Source organism: Enterobacter sp. 237C8 (genome assembly GCF_034106865.1).
Lineage (GTDB): Bacteria > Pseudomonadota > Gammaproteobacteria > Enterobacterales > Enterobacteriaceae > Enterobacter > Enterobacter asburiae_B.
In genome coordinates this window covers 227,088-248,897 of the sequence record NZ_JAWNDF010000001.1, presented here as the reverse complement: position 1 = coordinate 248,897, position 21,810 = coordinate 227,088, and the positions used below count along the sequence as shown (strand labels likewise).

The 21,810-nt window shown below is 55.5% G+C and carries 19 protein-coding genes and 1 tRNA gene; 6 read left to right on the top strand and 14 right to left on the bottom strand.

Annotated features, from left to right (window positions below; translation table 11 throughout):
- Positions 1-80: 80 nt before the first annotated feature.
- The 8 genes from pheP to USF70_RS01175 form a co-directional block, all read right to left on the bottom strand.
- Positions 81-1,469: a phenylalanine transporter gene (pheP, locus tag USF70_RS01210; RefSeq protein WP_047061279.1), complete on the bottom strand. Its 1,389-nt coding sequence runs from the start codon at positions 1,467-1,469 to the stop codon at positions 81-83.
- A gap of 103 nt (positions 1,470-1,572) precedes the next feature.
- Positions 1,573-3,756: a TonB-dependent siderophore receptor gene (locus USF70_RS01205; protein WP_320735185.1), complete on the bottom strand. Its 2,184-nt coding sequence runs from the start codon at positions 3,754-3,756 to the stop codon at positions 1,573-1,575.
- A gap of 185 nt (positions 3,757-3,941) precedes the next feature.
- Complete coding sequence (yahO, locus tag USF70_RS01200) at positions 3,942-4,217, bottom strand: DUF1471 family periplasmic protein YahO (protein WP_320735184.1); 276 nt, start codon at positions 4,215-4,217, stop codon at positions 3,942-3,944.
- Between the two features lie 149 nt (positions 4,218-4,366).
- Positions 4,367-5,398 carry an ABC transporter ATP-binding protein gene (locus USF70_RS01195; RefSeq protein ID WP_320735183.1) on the bottom strand — a complete coding sequence of 344 codons (1,032 nt, stop codon included), beginning with the start codon at positions 5,396-5,398 and terminating at the stop codon, positions 4,367-4,369.
- A gap of 1 nt (position 5,399) precedes the next feature.
- Positions 5,400-6,974: an ABC transporter permease gene (locus USF70_RS01190; protein ID WP_048976680.1), complete on the bottom strand. Its 1,575-nt coding sequence runs from the start codon at positions 6,972-6,974 to the stop codon at positions 5,400-5,402.
- A 24-nt stretch (positions 6,975-6,998) separates the two neighbouring features.
- Positions 6,999-8,015, bottom strand: a complete 1,017-nt coding sequence (locus tag USF70_RS01185) for an iron ABC transporter substrate-binding protein (RefSeq protein WP_039263996.1) — start codon at positions 8,013-8,015, stop codon at positions 6,999-7,001.
- A gap of 354 nt (positions 8,016-8,369) precedes the next feature.
- Complete coding sequence (locus tag USF70_RS01180; RefSeq protein WP_320735182.1) at positions 8,370-9,200, bottom strand: CPBP family intramembrane glutamic endopeptidase; 831 nt, start codon at positions 9,198-9,200, stop codon at positions 8,370-8,372.
- Between the two features lie 102 nt (positions 9,201-9,302).
- Positions 9,303-9,379, bottom strand: a tRNA-Arg gene (locus USF70_RS01175).
- 278 nt (positions 9,380-9,657) lie between these two features.
- Between USF70_RS01175 and USF70_RS01170 the strand changes: the two genes are divergently transcribed.
- The 3 genes from USF70_RS01170 (at position 9,658) to fimZ (ending at position 12,542) form a co-directional block, all read left to right on the top strand.
- Positions 9,658-10,356, top strand: a complete 699-nt coding sequence (locus tag USF70_RS01170; protein WP_069303766.1) for an EAL domain-containing protein — start codon at positions 9,658-9,660, stop codon at positions 10,354-10,356.
- Positions 10,357-10,380: 24 nt separating this feature from the next.
- Positions 10,381-11,109: a DNA-binding response regulator gene (locus USF70_RS01165; protein ID WP_320735181.1), complete on the top strand. Its 729-nt coding sequence runs from the start codon at positions 10,381-10,383 to the stop codon at positions 11,107-11,109.
- Between the two features lie 800 nt (positions 11,110-11,909).
- The gene (gene fimZ, locus USF70_RS01160) at positions 11,910-12,542 is read left to right on the top strand and encodes a fimbria biosynthesis transcriptional regulator FimZ (protein ID WP_032661427.1); all 633 of its coding nucleotides are present in this window, start codon (positions 11,910-11,912) and stop codon (positions 12,540-12,542) included.
- Positions 12,543-12,593: 51 nt separating this feature from the next.
- On the opposite strand, the gene sfmF is transcribed toward fimZ, so the two are convergent.
- The 6 genes from sfmF to fimA form a co-directional block, all read right to left on the bottom strand.
- Entirely contained in the window at positions 12,594-13,115 is a 522-nt protein-coding gene (sfmF, locus tag USF70_RS01155; protein WP_039263992.1) for a fimbria assembly protein, read from the bottom strand.
- 9 nt (positions 13,116-13,124) lie between these two features.
- Complete coding sequence (gene fimH / locus USF70_RS01150) at positions 13,125-14,132, bottom strand: type 1 fimbria D-mannose specific adhesin FimH (RefSeq protein WP_033144826.1); 1,008 nt, start codon at positions 14,130-14,132, stop codon at positions 13,125-13,127.
- Positions 14,125-16,686, bottom strand: coding sequence for a fimbrial biogenesis usher protein (locus USF70_RS01145; RefSeq protein WP_320735180.1), 2,562 nt, complete (start codon positions 16,684-16,686; stop codon positions 14,125-14,127). Before USF70_RS01145 ends, fimH begins: the two co-directional genes overlap by 8 nt.
- A 14-nt stretch (positions 16,687-16,700) precedes the next feature.
- Positions 16,701-17,393 carry a type 1 fimbria chaperone FimC gene (gene fimC / locus USF70_RS01140; RefSeq protein WP_032661434.1) on the bottom strand — a complete coding sequence of 231 codons (693 nt, stop codon included), beginning with the start codon at positions 17,391-17,393 and terminating at the stop codon, positions 16,701-16,703.
- A gap of 34 nt (positions 17,394-17,427) precedes the next feature.
- Positions 17,428-17,973: a type 1 fimbrial protein subunit FimI gene (gene fimI / locus USF70_RS01135; RefSeq protein WP_023310642.1), complete on the bottom strand. Its 546-nt coding sequence runs from the start codon at positions 17,971-17,973 to the stop codon at positions 17,428-17,430.
- 68 nt (positions 17,974-18,041) lie between these two features.
- A complete protein-coding gene (gene fimA / locus USF70_RS01130; protein ID WP_023310641.1) occupies positions 18,042-18,605 on the bottom strand; it encodes a type 1 fimbrial major subunit FimA in 564 nt (187 codons plus the stop codon).
- Between the two features lie 310 nt (positions 18,606-18,915).
- On the opposite strand from fimA, the gene folD reads away from it, so the two are divergent.
- The 3 genes from folD (at position 18,916) to USF70_RS01115 (ending at position 21,729) form a co-directional block, all read left to right on the top strand.
- Positions 18,916-19,782, top strand: coding sequence for a bifunctional methylenetetrahydrofolate dehydrogenase/methenyltetrahydrofolate cyclohydrolase FolD (gene folD, locus USF70_RS01125; protein WP_008499332.1), 867 nt, complete (start codon positions 18,916-18,918; stop codon positions 19,780-19,782).
- Between the two features lies 1 nt (position 19,783).
- The gene (gene ybcJ / locus USF70_RS01120) at positions 19,784-19,996 is read left to right on the top strand and encodes a ribosome-associated protein YbcJ (protein ID WP_023334767.1); all 213 of its coding nucleotides are present in this window, start codon (positions 19,784-19,786) and stop codon (positions 19,994-19,996) included.
- Positions 19,997-20,229: 233 nt separating this feature from the next.
- Positions 20,230-21,729, top strand: a complete 1,500-nt coding sequence (locus USF70_RS01115; RefSeq protein ID WP_148243963.1) for a PTS transporter subunit EIIC — start codon at positions 20,230-20,232, stop codon at positions 21,727-21,729.
- The last annotated feature ends 81 nt before the right edge of the window (positions 21,730-21,810 follow it).

Genomic DNA, 21,810 nt, shown 5'->3' with positions numbered 1-21,810 from the left:
CACCGGGCGTGAAGGCAGGTGCGGTTTGGTGTGGTGCCCTCACCCCGGCCCTCTCCCACAGGGAGAGGGAGAAAAGCGGATCACTTTTTGCGGGAAAGCTTAAACGCCACAAACAGAAAGATAACCCACACCGGCAGCAGCATCGCCGAAAGACGCATCTCATCCATAGTGCACATCAGCACCAGAATCAGCCCGAGGAAAGCGATACAGATGTAGTTCCCCGCCGGGTAAAGCAGCGCTTTGAACTGCGTCTCGCGTCCCTTGCGGCGCATCGCGGCGCGAAAGCGCAGGTGCGCAAGGCAGATCATGATCCAGTTCAGCAGCAGCGTGGCAACAACCAGCGCCATCAGCAGGCCAAAGGCCTCTTTCGGCAGCAGATAGTTAATCAGCACCACCAGCGACGTAATGGCGCCGGAAAGTAACAAGGAATTCACCGGCACACCGCGACGGCTGACGCGGGTGAGGAACTTCGGCGCGTTGCCCTGCACGGAGAGGCCGAACAGCATGCGGCTGTTGGAGTAAACGCCGCTGTTATAGACCGACAGAGACGCCACCAGAATGACGAAGTTCAGCGCCGAGGCCACCACGTTGCTGTTCAGATCGTGGAAAATCATCACGAACGGGCTGCTGTCGGACTTCACTTCCACCCACGGATAGAGCGCCAGCAGCACCACCAGCGAGCCGATGTAGAACAGCAGAATCCGGTACACCACCTGGTTGACCGCTTTGGGAATGCTTTTATGCGGGTCGCGCGCTTCCGCGGCGGTAATGCCGATCAGCTCTAGTCCACCGAAGGAGAACATGATCACTGCCAGGGAGAGGATCAGCCCTTTCCAGCCGGTCGCCAGGAAGCCGCCGTGCTGCCACAGGTTGTCGATCGTGGCGCGCTCGCCGCCGTGGCCGGAAAAGAGCAGCCACAGGCCAAAGCCGATCATCCCGATAATCGCCAGCACCTTGATCAGCGCAAACCAGAACTCGGTTTCGCCATACAGGCGCACGTTGACGAGGTTAACGGCGTTAATAATGATGAAGAAGGCCGCCGCCCAGATCCACGTCGGAACATCCGGCAGCCAGTACTGCATGTAAATGCCCGCGGCGGTCAGCTCCGCCATCCCCACCAGCACGAACATTACCCAGTAGTTCCAGCCGGACAGGAAGCCTGCAAACGGACCCCAGTATTTATAAGCAAAGTGCGCGAAGGAGCCTGAAACCGGCTCTTCAACGACCATTTCGCCAAGCTGGCGCATGATCAGGAAGGCGATAATCCCGGCGATACCGTAACCCAGCAGCACCGCCGGGCCAGCCATCTGAATAGCGGGGCCGATGCCGAGAAACAGCCCGGTACCGATCGCGCCGCCAAGGGCAATGAGCTGAATATGTCGATTTTGCAAACCACGTTGCAGCGTCGGATTCTGATCCGACGAGGCTTCAGCGCTACCATGGCCTGAAGCGGATGACGCGTCTTTCACGTCCTACCCCTGTCTCTTTTTTAGAAGGGGCACGTTTTAACACTTCATGCTGGAGGTAGCAAGGGATTGGGGCATCCCTGCCCCGGATAACGAGATGGAACGCTTAAAACGCGTAGCCAACCGAAACCTTAAAGGTGCGCGGTTCGCCCTGCGTAATATAGGTACCGGAATCATCCACGCTGGCCCAGTAGTTTTCATTGGTCACGTTGTCGATGCCCGCGCGAACCGTCATCTGGTTTTCATTGTGGTTCACCGCGAAGCGATAACGCATTCCCAGATCCAGCGTGGTGTAGCTGTCCAGCTTTTTGGTGTTTGCCAGGTCAGCGTACTGCGCGCCGGAGTGGTTCACGCGGGCGGTGGCGGTCAGGCCGTCAATCGGCTTGATGTCGTACTCAGCGCCCAGCACGGCGTAAAAGTTCGGAATCCCGATCGCATCGTTACCCTGATTCACGCCATTTTTGGTTTTGGTCAGTTCGGCCTGCAGCCAGGTAGCGCTGGCGTTCAGACGCATCCCCAGCGCGGGCTCGCCGAAGACGTTCAGCTCCACGCCACGGTTTCGCTGCTCGGCGTCCAGGCCGTAGTGGCCGCTGTTGTCGAGGATCGCCGACGGCATTTTGATTTCGAACAGCGCAAGCGATCCGCCCACGCGGCCGAAGTCCGCCTTCACGCCCACTTCGTTCTGCTTAGAGTGAACGATACCGGTGCTCTGGCCGTAGTTGGTGGCGGTGTTAGGTGCGGTTTTGCCCGGCTGCAGCGCTTCGGTGTGGTTTGCATAAAGGGAAATTTCCTCCCACGGCTTGTAGACCACGCCGTAGGTGGGCATCCAGCGGCTACCGTCGAAACCGTCCGCCGCGTTTTCCGCACCGGTGACTTTGTTATACCCGCGAATGACGACTTTCTGATGGCGGGCACCTGCGGTGAACAGCAGCTTGTCGTCCAGCACGCCCAGCGTATCGCTCAGCAGCCAGCCCTGGGTACGGGTGCGCCCGCTGGTCAGCGGATCGCTGTACTTTCCGCCGGAACCATTGAAGTTGGTGCTGTCCGGCATGTCGACGCCGGTGTTGTGGTAGATGTTGGTGGTCGGATTATCCTTCGTCGCCGACATTTTCCACGCGATTTTTTCGTTTTTGGTCATCGCCGAATAGCCAACGTTGACCTTGTGCGAGACGAAGCCTGTATTGAAATTACCGCGAATGCCCGCCATGCCGCTGACGGAATCGCTGATGCGGTTGGTGTCGAGACGGCTGACCGTTGCCTTGCCGCTTTTATCCACCAGCTTCGGCGCGCTGTAGATGCCTTCCTCGTGCGCGTGCTGCGCGCCAAGACCGGTATAGGCGGTCCAGCCGTCGGTGATGTCGTACTCGCTGCGCCACATTCCAAATTCGTTTTCGATGTTGCTGTAGGCCCACTTCTGCGAGAAGTTACGATCGTTTTTCGGCGGCTCGGGAACGAAATCCACCGCGGAAATATTGACGCTGGTCGGGCTGCCGTGGAAGGTTTTCTTCTGATAGCCCAGATCCAGCGAGGTGCGGAAGCGGTCGCCGGTGTAATCCAGGCCGGTAGAGAGTAGCGTGGTGCGGCGGCGGTCATTCGGTATGCCGGTTTCCCCTTCGCGATGAACCAGGTTCACCCGCGCGCCGAACTGGTCGCTGTCACCGTAGCGACGGCCCGCATCCAGCGTGGTGCCAATCTGGGAATCCGAGGTGTAGTCCACGCCGACTTTCGCCTGCGGGAGTTCGCCCGCGTGTTTTGGCTCAAGGTTAATCATCCCGCCCACGCCGGAGCTTGCCGCGCCGTTCATCAGCGAGTTGGCCCCTTTGAAGATCTCGATGCGGTCAACCATCTGGGTATCCACCACCTGGCGCGGCAGCACGCCGGACAGGCCGCCAAAGGTCATGTCGTCGCCGTCGAACTTCAGGCCACGGATGCGGTAGGTCTCCGCGCTGTTGCCGTACCCCTGAACGAACTGCACGCCCGCGTCGTTCGCGACGACATCGGCAATGGTTTTCGCCTGCTGATCTTCCACCAGCTTCGAGGTGTAGCTGATGATGTTGAACGGCACGTCCATGGCGTTCTGCTGGCCCAGCATCCCCATGCGCCCGCCGTTCGCCACCTGTCCGTCAAGGAAGGCCGGTACCAGCTGGTCGCCACCGGGTTTGAAATCGCTGGCTGGAGCAGCCTGGACAACAAGGGTGTCCTCTTTTTGATTGTCCGCCGCGAAGGCGGAATGTGTCGCCGCGCCAACGGCGAGCGCCAGCAGCGTTTTGTGCATGATGGTGTTGTTCATCGTTAACTCATTTTAAAGTGCGCGCAAAAATGACCCGTTGTCGGGCCTTAGAATGTATTGAATGCAATGCAAATGAGAACTATACGCATTATCCATGCGTTAGCAAGTGTAACCGCGTTCATAAGGAGATTTGGCGAGAAAAGAGGGGGAACAGCCACCCCGTTTCGGGGATGGCTGCAATAACATTATTTTTTCTTGTAGATATTGGCCGTACCGTGAATTTTATTGTTGGTGTTCCCTGAAGTGAGCACCAGGATATCCGCGCCTTGCTTATCGGCTTTCTCAATCAGTTCTTTTTTCGCATCATCCACCGATACTTCATTCGAGGTGTTTACCGTACCGATTTTTTTATATTGAGATGCAACTTTCTTGAACTCGCTTTTAGTGAGTAGCTGGGCAGCAAAAGCATTGGTCGTAAACAGTAACGCCGTTCCCAACAAAATAGCAGTCGTCTTTTTCATAACCTTTTTCCTTGAGATTAATCAGCCACTACGAAAAACCTCACGCATTGTGGTGAGGTTTTATGAGCATGGTAGAGAATCTCAGGAATTGCCATGTGTTCGGGAAAAATCTTTTATAACAACCCGTTGCATGAAATTACTAACGAATATTAAGAATATTCGAATACCCGCGCGGTGCCAGCAATATCAATGCGTACCGCCGTGCCCGGGTTCCATCCTGGCTGGCTTACGGTCTTCAGAATCACGGGTTGTTTCTCCCCGGCTAACGCAAGGGTGAGCGTCGACAGCTGGCCGGTGAAGTCCACGTCGAGAATCGAGATCGGGCTTTCATTCGCTGCACATGCCGTCACGCGTAATTGTTCAGGGCGCATCATTACTCTGCCCTGCCCTGTCGCATGCGCGTTGTCCGTCGGCACTTCACCCAGCGCGCACACAGCATACCCGGCAGCGAGCTGAGCAGGCAGGATCACGGCATCGCCAAGAAACAGCGCCGTCTCTTCGTCAACCGGACGGGTGTAGACGTCATAAGGCGTACCGACCTGCGTGAAGCGTCCGGAGCGCATGACGGCAACCTGCGTGGCAAAGGACAACGCTTCGTTCTGATCGTGGGTGACCAGAATCGAGGCCACGCCCGCTTCGGCCAGCAGATCGGCCGTTGCCTTACGCGTCATGGCGCGAAGGCCGGTATCCAGCGCCGAGAATGGTTCATCCAGCAGCATCAGTGAAGGTCGCTGGGCCAGCGCGCGGGCCAGCGCCACGCGCTGCTGCTGTCCGCCTGAAATCTCGTGGGGCCAGTGCGTTGCGAGCTGCCTGTCCAGAGAAACCATCTCCATCAGCGCCTCAACGCGCTGGCGCTTCTCGTGGCGAGTACCGTCCAGCCCCCAGGCGATGTTGTCTGCCACATTGAGGTGCGGGAACAGCGCACCCTCCTGAGGCACAAAACCGATCCGGCGCAGGTGGGCGGGAACAAAACTGTTTTCATCGAACAGCGTTCTCCCCTGCATGACAATGCGCCCGGTGTCAGGCGTTTCGAACCCGGCCAGAATACGCAGCAGCGTGGTTTTCCCCGACCCGGACGGCCCGACAATCGCCGTCCTGCTCCCCGGCGCCACGCTCAGGTTTAAGCTGTCGAGCACCTGCACATCAGAAAACGATTTAGAAATGGCGGTTAATTCAAGCATGTCATAGCCCTGCAATTTTTTTCGACTGCATATAGAGAATGGCGGTCAGCGGGAGTGAAATCAGGATCATCAGCATCGCGTAAGGCGCGGCGGCAACATAGTCAATTTCACTGGTCAGCGCCCAGAATCCGGTGGAGAGCGTGCGCGTGCCCAGCGGAGAGAGCAGCAGCGTGGCGGTCAACTCGTTGCTGACGCCGAGGAAAACCAGCGCGGCCCCCGCCGCCGCACCCGGCGCGGCCAGCCGCATCGTGACGCTCCAGAGCGCCTTCGCGGGCGTGCTGCCCAGGCTGCGCGCCACGTTCTCCAGCTCGACCGGCGCCTGCGCAATCCCCGCCCGCAGGTTGATGAGCGCACGGGGCATAAACATCAGCAGGTAGGCAAGGAACAGGGTAATTTCCGTCTGGTAAATGGGACGGGCGTAATGAATGGTGACGGTGACCAGCGCCAGCGCCGTGACGATGCCCGGCAGCGAACTGGTGATATAGATGCACCCTTCCAGCATCCGGAAGATGCGGTGCGGATAGCGGATACCGAGCCACGCGATGGGGATCACGCACGCCGTCGTCAGAAGCGCGCCGCCCACGCCGAGCATCAGCGTCTGGCGCAGGGAGTGCCAGAGATCGGCACTCATCCAGTTTTGCACGCCGCCGAGCCAAATCCAGCGACACAGGACAATTAACGGCACGCCCAGCGCCAGCACGATCAGCACGATGAAAAACAGCTGGCCCAGCGCGGCGGCCGCAGGCTTCAGCGGCCAGCGTTTCTGCTCGCGCGCGGCCCCGGCGCCAATGCGCGCGTAGCGTGCTTTTCCGCGCGTCACGCCCTCCAGCATTAATATAGCCAGACAGCATAAGGCCAGCACGCCCGCCAGCATGTTCGCCGCCGGGCCGCTGAAGGTAGACTGGAACTGGTCATAAATTGCCGTGGTGAAGGTATCAAAGCGGATCATCACGTACAGGCCATATTCCGCCAGCAGGTGCAGCGCCACCAGCAGCGCGCCGCCGCAGATAGCGAGCTTGAGCTGGGGCAACACCACGCGGAAAAAGACCCGCCAAGGCGGCGTACCCAGCGAAGCGGCGACATCTTCCAGCGTCGGGTCCAGGCGACGCAGCACCGCCGCAACCGGCATATAGATAAACGGATAGTAGGCAAGAACCGAGAGGAACACGCCCGCGGAGAGCCCGTGCATGGAAGGGACAGCGCTCACCCAGGCGTAGCTTTGCACAAACGCGGGGATCGCCAGCGGGGCGACCGCCAGTGCGGACCAGATCCCTCGCCCGGCAAGCTGCGTGCGCTCCGTGAGCCAGGCGATTGCCACGCCCGTCACGATACACAGCGGAACCGCTAAAGCCGTCAGCCACAGCGTGTTGCTGAGCAGCTCAGCAACACGCGGGCGAAACACCAGCGCCTTAATGGTTTCCCAGCCAGTCTCAATGCCAATGGCAATGATAAAACCCAAAGGCAGAAGCGCCATTAATGAAAACAACACAGCTAACGCAACCATCGGCAGTGCAGGACGCCTGCGGGCAGGCTCCTGCACTCTGTTTTTTCCGATGTCGAGACTCAGACCAGACATAAGACGTTCACTTCACTCTCAGGATCACAGCAGGCCGGCTTGCGTCATCAGCTCGATAACTTTTTTACTGTTGAGCGTTGAAGGTTCAACTTTCGGCGCATCAAGATCTTTCAGCGGGACCAGTTTCGGGTTTGAGGCCGCGTTCACGCCCACGGCATATTCAAAGGCGTTGTTGGTACGCAGGCTTTCCTGACCTTCTTTACCGGTAATGTATTTGATGAAGGCCTGCGCCTGCGCTTTGTGTTTGCTGGACGCCAGCACGCCGCCGCCAGAGAGGCTCACGAACGCGCCCGGATCCTGGTGTTTGAAGTAGTAAAGCTGGGTGTTTTTGCTGTTTTCACCGGTTTTGGACTGATCGACAAAACGGTAGTAGTGATAAATCACGCCGCCATCAATCTGACCGGCATTGACCGCTTTCATCACGGTGCTGTTGCCTTTATAGGCAACGAAATTGGCTTTCATCGCCTTGAGCCATTCCAGCGTGGCCTTTTCGCCTTTCAGCGCCAGCATCGCGCTCACGATGGCCTGGAAATCCGCGCCTGACGGTGATGCCGCCCAGCGGCCTTTCCACTCGGGTTTTGCCAGATCCATCAGCGATTCAGGCAGCTGCTTTTCGTTCAGCTTTTCCGGGTTATACACAAACACCGTGCTGCGGGCGGCGATGCCAATCCAGCGGCCGTGCGCCGGACGATATTCTGCCGGTACCTGCTTCAGGGTGTCTGCATCCAATGGCGCAAACAGGTTGGCATTATCCACCAGCACCATAGAAGGCGAGTTCTCCGTCAGGAACACGTCTGCCGGTGACGCGCTGCCTTCCTGAACCAGCTGGTTACCCAGCTCGCTGTCATCGCCATTACGCAGAGTGACTTTAATGCCGGTTTCTTTGGTAAAACCGTCAACCCACGACTTCACCAGGTTTTCGTGCTGCGCGTTATAAACAACGATACCTTCGTTGTTATCAGCGGCAACCGCTTGTGTGGAAAGGAAAAGGGATGAAGACAACAAGGCAAGCGAGAAGCAGGACAGCAGGCGAGAATTCATGAACATATCCTTTATAGACCAACGGGATTAACGACTCATAGCTTTGTGGGACAGGATTAAAGCATACAACAACGCTAATGATAATTAGTATCAATCGAGTTTAGTCGTAAAAGTGTAAAATTTCTTTTTAGCAGATTTTAGAATGATAAAAATCCAAATTTTAATGAGAGATAATTTTTAGATTAAGAAAACCTTAAGCCTGCCTACAGTGAAATTCATTAGCCTTCTATTCATTATGACGCGAAGGTAAATCTGTTATTCATGCGCCCGGCAGATATAAAAGCCCCGATCTTGCGGGGCTTTTTATGTTTATTCAGAGGTAGCCAAATTATTAGGCGACTATTTAAAAACGCATCACATCGCAGCGTGGGGGGCATACATCGGATAGGTGAAGAACAATAAATGCACGCAGTTCAGCCCAAAATGGAATAACGTTGCAACCCAGAGCCTGCCGCTCCACATCCACGCCAGGCCGTAAATAATGCCGGAGAGGCTGGCAAAAATAATCAGTAGTAAACCGCCGCTATAATGCATCAGTCCAAAGATGACTGAGGCAATCAACAGCGCGACAACAGGATGAATAATCCGGGACAAGCGTTGCTGCAGGTAGCCTCTGAACAAGGCTTCCTCAGCCAAAGAGACGAAAAAAATATTCGCAAGGGCAAATTGAGCGAACCATTCAGGCGCATGCGGCTCAATTCTAAGTCCGCCCAACGCAACAGCCAGAAGTAACAGCACGGGTATCGCAAGAACCAATATTCCCCAGCCGACCTTGCCCGCTTTATAGAGGGGTTTTGCGACGAATAACGTTGGCATGCACGTAATTAAAAAGAACGGCACCACTGCCTTGTCCATATTAAAGTACATACTGAACGGTATGCTTTGCGGACCAACGACGACAGCATCCAGCACTTTGGGGTTATGAAAACCCGGGATCACATGCAAAACCAGGACAACGGCGATGGCCACGCACAGGCCTTCGACCAGATACGTATATTTATTATTTTTATTCCGTAGCCATTCAACAACAGACCAGCCAACGACGATTGATGCAATAACAAGCAGCGCCGGGGCGTCAAGAATACTCTGTTTCCAGCCGAGAAATGCCGTTAATCCCAGCATTAGATAAGCCAGGCTTTTATTAAGGGAGAGTGCGGCAAGCGAAGTTGCGAGTAGATACCACATAAATGTCCTTCTTGACCGGTAAATTTTAGGGGCGATGTCCCAAATATGTCCCACAACGGAAATCAGGAGGATGTGAAAGAGGCGTAACTCTATGAAATGAAATGGCACGCCCTGTAGGATTCGAACCTACGACCTACGGCTTAGAAGGCCGTTGCTCTATCCAACTGAGCTAAGGGCGCACTGATATGCGTGTACTTCGCGGTGGTGAAACGCGAAGAATTATACGGTCAATGGCAGGTGAGTCAATGCCTTTTCCGTTTTCAGGACCAATTACCGCTAGCCGATTGTAAATACGGCTATTTTCTCAACATTTCGCCCTGTTTCACCGTAAAATTTAGCGCTGCGAAAAGGCTTAGTTGCATTTAAGTAACGCCTGCTGTTTTCCTGAACGTCAGCTCGTCACACTAGAGTCAGGTATCCCGGCCGCCTGGAGGCTGACAGACAACAGGACAATGGAGTGACAGCGCAAAACCTGATCGATACGCCCCCCCGGTTACAGTACATTTCTCAGGACATCGTCGGCATTAAGCTTGAGCCCATCGTCGCCCTTTCCTCCTTGCGCCAGGTTGGCGTGGAGGTCCTTAGCGTTCTGTCCGACACGCGGGACAGCGAGAACTTTTTTTGCGATCGCTCCGCAGAGTGGTCGATAACGCTGCTTGAAGCGCAGCTTGCCGCGTTAAAAAATACGCCGCACGGTCATAATCTTTTTATTAATCTGCCGATAACCGTCCTGACAGAGCCCGCGTCTTTTCAGCGACTTATCCGGTTGCCAGGCATGCCGCTCAATATTGAGATTGTCGACCTCGCGTCCTTTTTGGCGCTTTCCCTCGTAGAGAAGCAGCATGTCGTTCAAAATTTGCGGCAACTTTGCAAACAGGGACACGCTATCTGGCTTGATGACGTGGATGACGTCACAGTGCAGTCGTTTTTATCCTGCCGACTCCCGTTAAGCGGCATCAAAATAGATAAGGAAGCATTCTGGCGTTTACGCGACACCCCTGCGCTGAGGCAACTGGTTTCCCTTTGCTTTCAGCTTGCCGGGAAAGTGCTTATTGAAGGTATTGAGACTGAACGCGATCGTACCTGGGCACTGCAGGCAGGCGCAGACCTCGGCCAGGGATATTACTGGCCGTCCTGGACATGGCCGGAGGATTAAAAAGCCATTTCCAGGAGGGAGACCATGCGAATGACAGTGCGCCGTTACCGGCGGCGGCGTACAGGAAGTGATGCACTGGGATTTACGCGCTCACCTTTTGCTCCCCCCTTTTTCGACCGGCTCGAATTTTTGAGCCAGTCCATCAGCCAGCCCCGCAAAACCGACGCCCCGTTTATCCTTCTGGTGACGGAGGATCACTACCTGCGCACCGGTTTTCTCCACGGGCAGTTTCCCCTGAGCAGCTGCTGCGACTACGCCACGCTGGACGACGCCCTTATCGCTCAGACGCAGTGGCCCTCAGCCCGTCTGGTCGTGGATATTGAAAGCCGGTCCACGGGGCTTCTGGAGAAACTGGATCAGTTGAGACGGCATAGCCTGTTTCCTCCGTTCCTGACGCCCTGGCTGCTGGTCCGGGCCGATAATTACGATACCCGCCTCTTCTGCAAAGCGGCAGGTCCCTTTCATGTGCTCGAACGTCAGCTGAGCGCCGCTGCGCTCCAGCACAGCCTGTTGGAAACCCTACCTCCGCTGGGTACCGAGAAAGACTGGTTCTCGCGCAACGAGTGGCCCATCCTGCAGGAGCTTTCCCGGGGCAAGACATTGCGTCAGATTGCCCTTATGCAGAATCGCCCCTATAGCCGCATTATCTATCGTCTCAGCTGCATCCTCTTAAAGCTGGGGCTAAGCCATCGCCAGGAATTGCTCCATCTTCTTAATAACCTCTCAGACTGCACGTTTTCACTCACCACCTAACCCCTTATTTCCTAAAGCGGTTTAGGAAATTACTTACCACTCGCGTTGCAAAAATGTTAATTTTTAACAATAAACTCGAAATTATAACTATTCCTAATTTATGGGCGTGAACCTTGTGAAATGCCACAGATTAACGGAACGGCAGCACTTTCCTCCATCCGTTAAGTGAATGCAGAAGGCGTTAACAAGATGATAATGATGTAAAAACAAGCAGCTTAGCGACAACAGCCAGGAGTAAAAAGCGAAGCGGGCAGCACGTTCTCCTGTGCACCAGACGCCGTTATCCGGATCGGCGTAAGCACTTTCAGATGAAGGTCAGACGGCCTGCGAGGGCAATTTTTAACCTCACTTTTGCGGGTTCGTCCCTTTAAAAGAGGCGTATTTTTGTTAACAATTAATCAACATACAGAGATATCTGTTATTTTTTGTTATTACATAAAGATGAAAAAATGCGGTAAATGAGATAACAGGACATTTCCGCTAAATTTAAAAAAATAGCGATTCAGATCCAGAAGATAATACAAACCAATACCCTCATATTAATTTACAGGGTTTTCGGAAAAAACTTACCCTGTATAATAAGATGCGTATCAAATATGAATAAGAAAAACCTTTTTGCCAACACCAGCCTAATGAGATGACCGCGCTGAGGCATAGTTCTTTTCATTACGTAAACAAGGATGCTTTCGCTCTTTCCAGGGAAATACTACGGTATAGGGATCTGCACATTATATCCTTCCGGCATTTCGAGAGTTTTACCAAACTCTGCATAACGCTTTTAACAATCTGAGGCATTAAAAATGAAACCGGCATCCGTTATCATTATGGACGAACATCCTATCGTCAGAATGTCGATAGAAGTCCTGCTACAGAAAAATAAGAATATCACAGTCAAGCTCAAGTCTGGCGATAGCCATGAAGTCCTTGACTGTATCCGCAATCACCCTATCGATCTGGTGATCCTTGACATTGAACTCACGGGCACGGATGCCTTCTCTTTACTTAAGAGAATCAGGAACTTAAACAAGAACATTAAGGTTCTGTTCCTCTCGTCTAAATCAGAGTTATTTTACGCGGGTCGCGCCATTCGCGCCGGGGCAAATGGCTTCGTCAGTAAACGAAAAGATTTGGGTGAGATCTACAACGCCGTAGAAATGATTCTGATGGGCTATTCCTTTTTCCCGTCAGAGACGTTGAACTTTATAAACCATTTGGGTTCCGGGAAAGGGATGGCAGTAGATATGCCATTATCGAATCGCGAGGTCACGGTATTACGGTATCTGGCGAATGGATTATCCAACAAGGAAATAGCTGAACAGCTACTATTAAGCAACAAGACCATTAGCGCGCATAAATCCAATATTTATTCCAAGCTGGGTGTGCAAAGTATCGTGGAATTAATTGATTACGCCAAAGCCCACGAGCTGCTATAACCTGAATTCACTCCCTGCAGCTTATCTGAGCTGCAGGGAGTGCGGTCAGTGCTAATTATAATTAATCATGAAGGTGGCATCCGCATCAGCCCGTCCGGGCTGAGGGTTATCGGCAGTGGCAATATAATTGGCATAAAATGACAGAATCGCATTTCCCTGCGCATCAACCGAGACCGGCTGGCTGGCCTGCTGAAGCGCCAGCCGCGTTTTATCCGCATCCCTGATCTCAACGGCGACATGGCTTGCAGTACTGGCATCATTCAGCGCCAGCAAGCCGCTATTGCTTCCGTCGGCTTTACCCGAAAACGTAATGGACGCCGCGCCCGGCGGGCAGCCGGTCAGCTTCAGCGTAAACGGCATCGGCTGCGTGCGGCTCCCGGTGGTGCTGAGCTGTTTCGTGGGCCAGGTGCCCAGCGGGACGGCCTTGTCGCTGTCGCTGCCCTCGGCAACGCAGGTAAAATCGACGATATTGCCGTAGAGCCGAATGTTAATCTCGCCCAACGCGGTGTCCGCCTGAGCCTGCGTGCAAAGCGCAAAGAGCGCTACGGTGAGAAAACGGATCCTGTTTCGCATATCGGCTCCTTAGTCGTAATCCACGCGCAAATACCCGCGCGAGGTGAAGCGCCCTTCCGCTGGCTTATTGCCCGTCACGCTCACCGGCCAGACCCGGATCCCCACCTGCGCCTGCGCGCTGTCGTCGAGGCGGAACGGAATTTTGCTCGTCAGGTTGTTGGGCGTCAGCGGCGCCCCGCTCTCGTTGGCGATGATGAACCCCACATCCGGGTTATCCGACACCAGCACATTATCAGAGACTTTTTCCGCCTCGACCCGCATCGTCAGCATGGCGTTCGCCTCCACGTTGGTGCATTTGATGGCGATGGTTTTGCTTTGCGATGAGACCCCCTCCGGCTTGTTACCCACGCCCGCCTTGCTGAACAAGGAGGCGCCAATGTCGCCGAAATCAAACTCCACCACGTTACCGGCATTGATGGCGCAGCTTTGCGGCACCTGAATGGTTCCGCTGTAGCTGATGGTATAGACCGGCGTGGTTAACGGATCGGAAGAGGTAGTGGTGACGTAAACGCGGAACATGGTGGCACGCGGGATCACCACCATGTTGATAAAACGCCGGGTCACCTTAAGACGGAAGACCAGGCTGGAGTCCTGAACGCCAAACGGTTTGTTTTTGGAGACGTTAGGATGGCTCCCCATCTGGATATAGCTTTTTGGCGGGTAAAACACGCCAGCATAGCTGTCCGTGATTTTCATCGCCCCGTCCAGATAGTCGTTAAGCTTCAGATATTGATAGCCATCGCTCGTTCCTGTTACCGGATAATCAGTCACATAGCTGCGCTTGGTGGTATTCCCGGTCGTGCCCTTCGGGCAGACGGCATTCACCCCTACCCACTGCGATTTCTCGCTGAGCGTCACGACCTGCCCAATCTGGTTATTCGAGCTGTTGAATTTATCCGTCAGGTCGTAATGCACTTCCGTCGGCACGCCTTTTTCATTGACGCACACGGTCGCTAATGCGTTTGTCGCGGGCAGTAACGCCAGCAGCGACAAGGCAAAGAGTTGAGTTTTAATCACAGCCGATCCCCTTAAGTGTGATTGCCTGTTGCAGGCTCTGTTCAGACAAGCTGTAAGGTGCGCGACACTGGGACTGCGCCCCGTCGCCCCACTGGATCAGCAGTTCGCCCTCCAGCGGCAGCCCACTCAGGTAAATTTGTCCGTCATCCCCCACCATGCTGGTGACGCCGCTTTTGGTCTCACGCACCACCGCGCCGAACGGCACCGGCTGGTTGCCGCGCGTTACCGTCAGCAGGGCGCGCACGCCAATGCGGGTATCAAAGCTGGCGCGCACCAGCGCGCCTTTGGTCGGCACCACGCTGCTCACGTTGTTTTCGATATCGGTGTTGTTGCTCATGGTGTTGGTATCCAGCGCCACGCGGTTGTAGCGATAGACGGTGGCATACGGCATCACCGCGTAGCCTCGCCAGTCGGTTTTCACGCCGGTCTGGTTTTCAATACTGACGCCCGATGCTCCCGGCGCTTTGATCAGCACGTTGGTGTCGCCCAGCGGCTGGCTGAAGGTCACGCCGTCGGCGTGGCCGACCACCCCGCCGGAGAGCTGCCAGTTGAGATCGTGCTGGTCGCGGGAATAGTTGTAGCCCACGCCCAGCGTGCCGTAGGTCGCCTGCCAGTTGGCGCTGGCGCTTCCGCTTCCGCCGTTGGTGCTGGCGTGTCCCTGGGTCACGCTGTAGTTCAGGTTGCGATCCTCCAGCAGCGTTCCGCTGACGCCGGTTTGCCAGCTAGTGTCGCCGTCGCTGTTTCGACTGGCGGATGCCGTAGCGTAGGCGCGGTCAATCGCGCTGTCCCGGCGATAGCCCTGACGGGTAAAGAGGCTGAACGGCACGGATACGTTAAACGACGCGATCCGATCGGTGCCATCTATCCCCACGGATTTGTTCCACGACCACGAGACGGAGTAGTTGATCCCCTTCACGCCGCCCGCATAGCCCAGCTGGTACCAGAGGTTCGTCTCGTCTGTTCCCCAGTAGGTCTGCTCGCTACCGGAGATATAGACCGAGCCGTAGTCCCCCAGCGACTGAGAAACGTTGAGCTGGAAGCGGCCTTTTTTATTCCACGTCAGGTTGTGATAGCTCTGCACGTCCGGCACATCGTTATCGTTCTGGCTATCGGCATACTGATAGCCCTCCATTGAGCGCCAGGCGACATCGTCGAGGGTGTAAAACCCTTTTGTGGAGTAGCGGTAGCCCAGCAGCTGGAAGTTGGTGCCGAAGCCGTTAAGGGATTTCGCGTAGAGGAAGCGCAGCGACTGCCCTTCATGCCTGCTGTCGTCCGCGAGCTGGCTGCGGGCGTGGGTGATATCAAGCGAGACCGCGCCCCAGTCGCCCAGGTTTTTCCCGGCCCCGACGGCCACCGCGGTATAGCGTGACGCCAGCTGCGTCCCGCCGTAGAGCGTGTAACCGTTGGCAAGACCGGTAATCAGGGTGCCCTGAGTGAAGAACGGCGTATCCTGATCGCTGTTACCGCTGCGGTAATCCCCGGCAACGAGGTCATACTTCCAGCGCCCTTCACGCTGCAGAAGCGGCACGGTGGAGTACGGCACGGTATAGCGCTGCTGGGTGCCGTCTTTCTCTTCAACCGTGACTTCCAGGTCACCGCTTGAGGAGGTCGGGTTAAGATCGGTAATCGCAAATGCGCCCGGCTGGACATAGCTTTGATAGATAACGTAACCGTTCTGGCGAACCACCACTTTGGCTGGCGTACGGGCGATCCCGCGCACGGTCGGCGCGTAGCCCTGCAGGCTGTCCGGGTACATGCTGTCAGACGAGAAGAGCCGCCCACCTCGAAAACCCATGCTGTCGAAGACGTCATTCCCGGTATTGCTGTCGCCCAGCACCAGTTCGCTTTTGAGCGGGATGACGGTGCGCTGCGCCCAGGTGCCAATATTCTGCCACTCGCTGTGCCGCTGCCCGTTATTCTGCGTGTACCGCCATGCGCCGTTGTTACGTAAACGCCAGGCGCCATAGTTCAACCCGCTCTGCAGGTTCAGATAATAGCTGTCGTCTTCGCTTCCCCGGTTACCGGTGAAGCTGTAGTTCACCAGCGCGGCGGGAATGCCTTCATCCCACTGTTCAGGCGGAATGTAGCCCCGGGCGCTGTTTTGCAACGCCACCTGCGGCAGGCTGACGTCCAGACGCTGAGAGGCAAAATTGAATACCGTTTCGCTGCCGGGTATGGCCGTGGTCAACGGAATGCAGGTGTCGCCCTGCACCTTAGCCAGCTCGGGAAACGCCGCGACGTTGACGCCAAAGCGATCGAGCATCGCGCGCGTAATGCACGCCGACAAACCGCCCGCCACCGGCGGCGTGTTCTCGGCCTGCTCGAAACGCACGTCCTGGGTACCGATAAACTCATCGTTACGCCAGATATCCACGCGATAAACGCCGGGTGCCTGCTGGTGTCCTTGTTCAAAACGCGACAAATCCGCCACGCTGGCGGCGTCGTCGGACAAGAAGGCCGGGTTGAAATAACTTTCGCTCCAGCCAGCCTGCGGCCAGAGCGCAGCCATCAGCGCCAGTGCAACCGGGCAGTAACGTCTCTGGTGGTTTTTCATCGACCTGACTCTGCTCACAGGTTGACGCTACGCGCCGGAGTGATGGCACCGTAGTCATTCACGCTCTGCCAGGAAAGCGTACCGCCAGCACCGGCTGGCAGCACCTGCTGTGCCGAGCTTTTCGGCGCAACCATCAGGTTATCCAGCTGCTGCCCGCCCAGCTTCAGATTGACGAGGGTGATGTAATACGGGGAAGCGTTGCTGACTTTGAGATGGCTGCCCGCGCGCTCAAACCGCAGCTGGGAAAGCGCTTCTTCCGGCTGCATCGCCAGGTTGTTCGGGCGCACAAACAGCTTGATGCGTGAGAGGATCGCCAGCTGCAGCACGTTATTGTTTTCCGTTTTCGCTTTATTCACCGACGGGATCGCCTTCACGTTCATGTAAAAGAGCGATTCGCGATCGGCAGGCAGCGCTGGCCCGGCGTAAATAATACGCAGCGTGTTTTCACTGTTCGGCTCGCTGACAAACAGGGGCGGAGTGACGGCAAAGGTTTTTTCTTTTTGCCCGCTCGCATTTTCGATCCACGCGTTAATTAAATAGCGTTCCTGTTTGTTGCTGTTGGTGATCGCCAGCGACGTTTGCTTCGCCTCTGCGGGATAAATAACGCGCGTGGCCCCCAGCGCAATACCGCCGGAAGCATTTGCGCAGGCAGAAACCATCATCAAAATAAACGATAAAAAAAGTCCTGGTTTAATTAGGGTATTCATCACAACCGTACCTTTAATAATGTGTTCGCAGGTGTTATGGATAAATCAACGTAAACCAGACATCCGACTGAATTTTGCCTGGCTCGAGGTGTTCGGAAATAGCCCGATAGCGGGCGCTAAAATGGAACGCGAGCTCGCGGGTATCGATCGGCAGCCAGCTGACGGCCGTGGCATTTGGGATAATCTGACGCTGCTGTTCGTCAAAAAGCGCCAGCCCCACGCCGCTGCTGACGGGCGTTTCACCCGGCCGCGAGGTCGCCAGAAAGACCTGCGGATCTTCTGCGGGCGTCACGCCCTGAAACTGGATCCCCACGGTGCGCGAAACATCAACGCTGCAGTCCAGCAGCCGCACGGTAAAAGGCACGTTAACCGTGGAAAAACTGCCCACACCGGAAAATGAATTGGTTCGGTACTGCCCCATGTCGATGCGCATATTCTGGCTGTCGGGCGCCACGGCGCAGCCGCCGTTTACCAGTTCACCTCTGAGATGAACCTTGCCACCTTCGATCACCACGGTATGCGCCGATGCCGGGCAAGCCATCGCAAGGGTTAACAGCAGTAGTGTTCCAGTCCTTGTCATCCTTCGTTCCTGGCATTAGCGTATGACGGGCCTCGTCCGTGAGGCCTGAACATCCCTGTGCGGAGGAATTACTCGTATTTCATTACGAAGGTGGCGTCAGCGTTTGCCTGGCCTGGCTCAGTGGTGGCAGCCGTTGATTTGTAACGTGCGGTGAACTTCAGGGTGTTGGTCCCTTCGATCAGCGTCTGCGCAGCAGAGAAGGTCGCGCCGTCTGGGGTCAGAACGCTGGATTTGCTGTCGAGGATTTCGATACCCACGCCTTTCGCGGTGTTGTCGTTGTTACCGGAAGTCACGGCCAGCAGGGTTTTGTCGGTTGGGTCGATCTGACCGGTGAACGCAACAGCGGCAGTTTTGGCAACCAGCGGATCGCAATCATTCAGTTCAATGTTGAATGGAATATTAGAGGTGGTGTCGCCCACTTTGGTAAATTTCGCGGTGCGATACTGACCCAGATTAACGGTCTGCTCAGAAGAATCAGTATTTACTGAACAAGCCGCATTAACCAGCTCACCTTTAAAATGTACGGTACCGCCATTTACGGAAACCGGCGCAGCAGGATCTGCTGCATTTGCGGCACCTGCAACCAGGGCCAAAGTAGCAATAACAGTAGAAGCAATGTTGCTGAGTTTCATGTCTATTCCTTTAAAATGTAAATAACCCTTCCCGCGAATAATCGGGAATAAGAAATACGTTCAATTGATTAATTGAAAGCTTATTTCGGAGGAGACAAAGTAGCTCAGGACGCGTTTTTTAAATATGTCAAAACGCTGCCATTTCGCCAGGTCACATCCTAATCCCGCCTAAGAAATTGACCATCCCTTAAGAAGGGTTTTTGCGTCTCACTGATAAAAACGCGTAAAGGGTGACTGACAGCGACGCTCGCTTCTGACAAAATACACGCCATCCCCCCTTTCAAACGTTACAGACGGAATCTTCTCTCTGATGGCAGCAAAGATTATTGACGGTAAAACGATTGCGCAGCAGGTGCGCTCTGAGGTCGCGGAAAAAGTGAAGGCGCGTAAAGCTGCCGGAAAACGCGCCCCCGGGCTGGCCGTTGTGCTGGTTGGCAGCAACCCGGCATCGCAGATTTATGTCGGCAGCAAGCGCAAAGCGTGTGAAGAGGTGGGCTTCGTCTCCCGCTCTTACGATTTGCCGGAAACCACCAGCGAAGCAGAACTGCTGGAACTTATTGACACCCTGAATGCCGATAAAGAAATCGACGGTATTCTGGTTCAGCTGCCGCTGCCGGCGGGTATCGACAACGTGAAGGTGCTGGAGCGTATCGCGCCGGATAAAGACGTGGACGGTTTCCATCCGTACAACGTTGGCCGCCTGTGCCAGCGCGCGCCGCGTCTGCGCCCGTGCACGCCGCGCGGCATTGTGACGCTGCTGGAGCGCTATAACATCGACACCTACGGTCTGAACGCCGTGGTTATCGGTGCGTCCAACATCGTGGGCCGCCCGATGAGCATGGAGCTGCTGCTGGCGGGCTGCACCACCACCGTGACCCACCGCTTCACCAAAAACCTGCGTCACCACGTCGAAAACGCCGATCTGCTGATCGTCGCGGTCGGCAAGCCGGGCTTTATTCCGGGCGAGTGGATCAAAGAGGGCGCGATTGTCGTGGACGTCGGGATTAACCGTCTGGAAAACGGCAAAGTGGTCGGCGACGTGGTGTACGAAGATGCCGCCGCGCGCGCGTCTTACATCACCCCCGTACCGGGCGGCGTAGGCCCGATGACCGTAGCAACGCTGATTCAGAATACGCTGCAGGCGTGCGAAGAATATCACGACGTAGAGGACGCGTAAGATGGCGACTTTTTCATTAGGTAAACACCCGCACGTTGAGCTGTGCGATCTGCTGAAGCTGGAAGGCTGGAGCGAAAGCGGCGCGCAGGCGAAAATCGTTATCGCCGACGGGCTGGTAAAAGTCGACGGCGTGGTAGAAACGCGCAAGCGCTGCAAGATTGTCGCGGGTCAGACCGTGAGCTTTGAAGGACAGAGCGTAACCGTTACGGCCTGAGCCGTATTATGCCCTCACCCTAACCCTCTCCCACAGGGAGAGGGGATATAAAATCCCTTACACCCATCGCGGTTATTTATCGATCAACTTCAAATAATCACTATTTCATCTGTTGAAACATGAAAATTCTGTTGCGCGTTTTTCACTCTTTGCCCACGATAAGTAGAACGTTCTACTAAAACGTTATACTTACAATAACAGCGCCAGAAAAGCGCTACTCGGGGGAAATCAGCATGAGTCTGATATCAGGGTTTGTTAAATCGCTGTCTAAGTTATCGATGATTGGTCGCGCCTTAATGCTGCCAATTTCACTGCTTCCCGCTGCGGGCCTGCTGCTGGCCTTCGGCGATAAGTTCCATCTGCCGCTGATGATGAACGCGGGCGGGGTTATCTTTGATAACCTGCCGATGCTGTTTGCCATTGGCTCCGCCGTGGGTCTGGCGTCAGAATCCGGCATCGCGGCGCTGTCTGCGGCGGTGTCGGTGTTTGTCACGAATATCACCATCAGCACCGTGCTGAGCATCACGCCGGAAATGGCCTCCCAGGGTGGGAAATACGCCATGGTGGTCGGCATCCCGACGCTGCAGATGGGCGTCTTCGGCGGCCTGATCTGCGGTATTCTCGCGGCCTGGTGCTATAACCGCTTCCACACCATGCAGCTGCCGGAGTTCCTGGGCTTCTTCTCCGGCAAGCGCTTCGTGGCCATTGCAACGGCGTTTCTGTCGTTCCTGATGGGGCTGCTGCTGCCGTACGTATGGCAGCATATCCAGGCCGGTATCGACGCGCTCTCCGTGGTGGTTAACGGCGATAATCAGGCAGCGTCGACCTTTATCTTCGGTCTGGTAGAGCGCGCGCTGATCCCGCTCGGCCTGCACCACATCTGGTATCCGTCCTTCTGGTACTCGTTCGGGGATTACACCACTCAGGCAGGACAGGTGATCCACGGCGACCAGACCATCTGGTTCAAGATGCTGGAAGAAGGAGTGAAGTCCTTCAGCAGCGACACCTACCAGAATGCCGGTAAATTCATGCAGGGCGAATTCCCGCTGATGCTGTTCGCGCTGCCCGCCGCGTGCCTGGCGATGTATCACGAAGCCCATACGAAGAATAAGAAAATCGCGGCCGGTATTCTGTTCTCTGCGGCGCTGACCTGCTTCCTGACGGGGATCACTGAACCGGTAGAGTTTACCTTTATCTTCGTGGCGCCGATCCTGTACGTCTTTAACGCCATCATGGCGGGCCTGGCCTACATGACCATGTATCTACTGCATGCGCATATCGCCAAGTCGTTCTCCGCGGGCTTTATCGACTATCTGTCATTCGGGATCCTGCCGTCCTTTAACGGCTACAAGACCAACTTCCTGAATGCGATTATTATCGGCATTCCGATGGGCCTGATTTATTACTTCACGTTCCGCTTTGTGATCCGTCGTTTCGACGTGAAAACGCCGGGCCGCACTGAAGTGACCGCCAACGCGGATGATAAGTCTGATTCAGAACTCGCAACTGAGATCATCTCCCTGCTGGGCGGGGCGCATAACATCGACTCCGTTGGTTCCTGTATCACCCGCCTTCGCCTGGAAGTGGCAAAAAGCGAGGTGGTCGATAAGGACGGCCTGAACGGACTGGGTGCGCGCGGCGTGGTCTTCGTCGGCGACAACGGTATTCAGGTGATATTCGGTGCCAGAGCACAGTTTATCGCCCAGACCATGTCCACCATGATCGGCAAATAATAAGATGCCTGAACGACGCGTCTCCTGTAGTCTGGGAGACGCATTGTCGTATCTGACTGATAATCGGTGAATTTCAGGGAG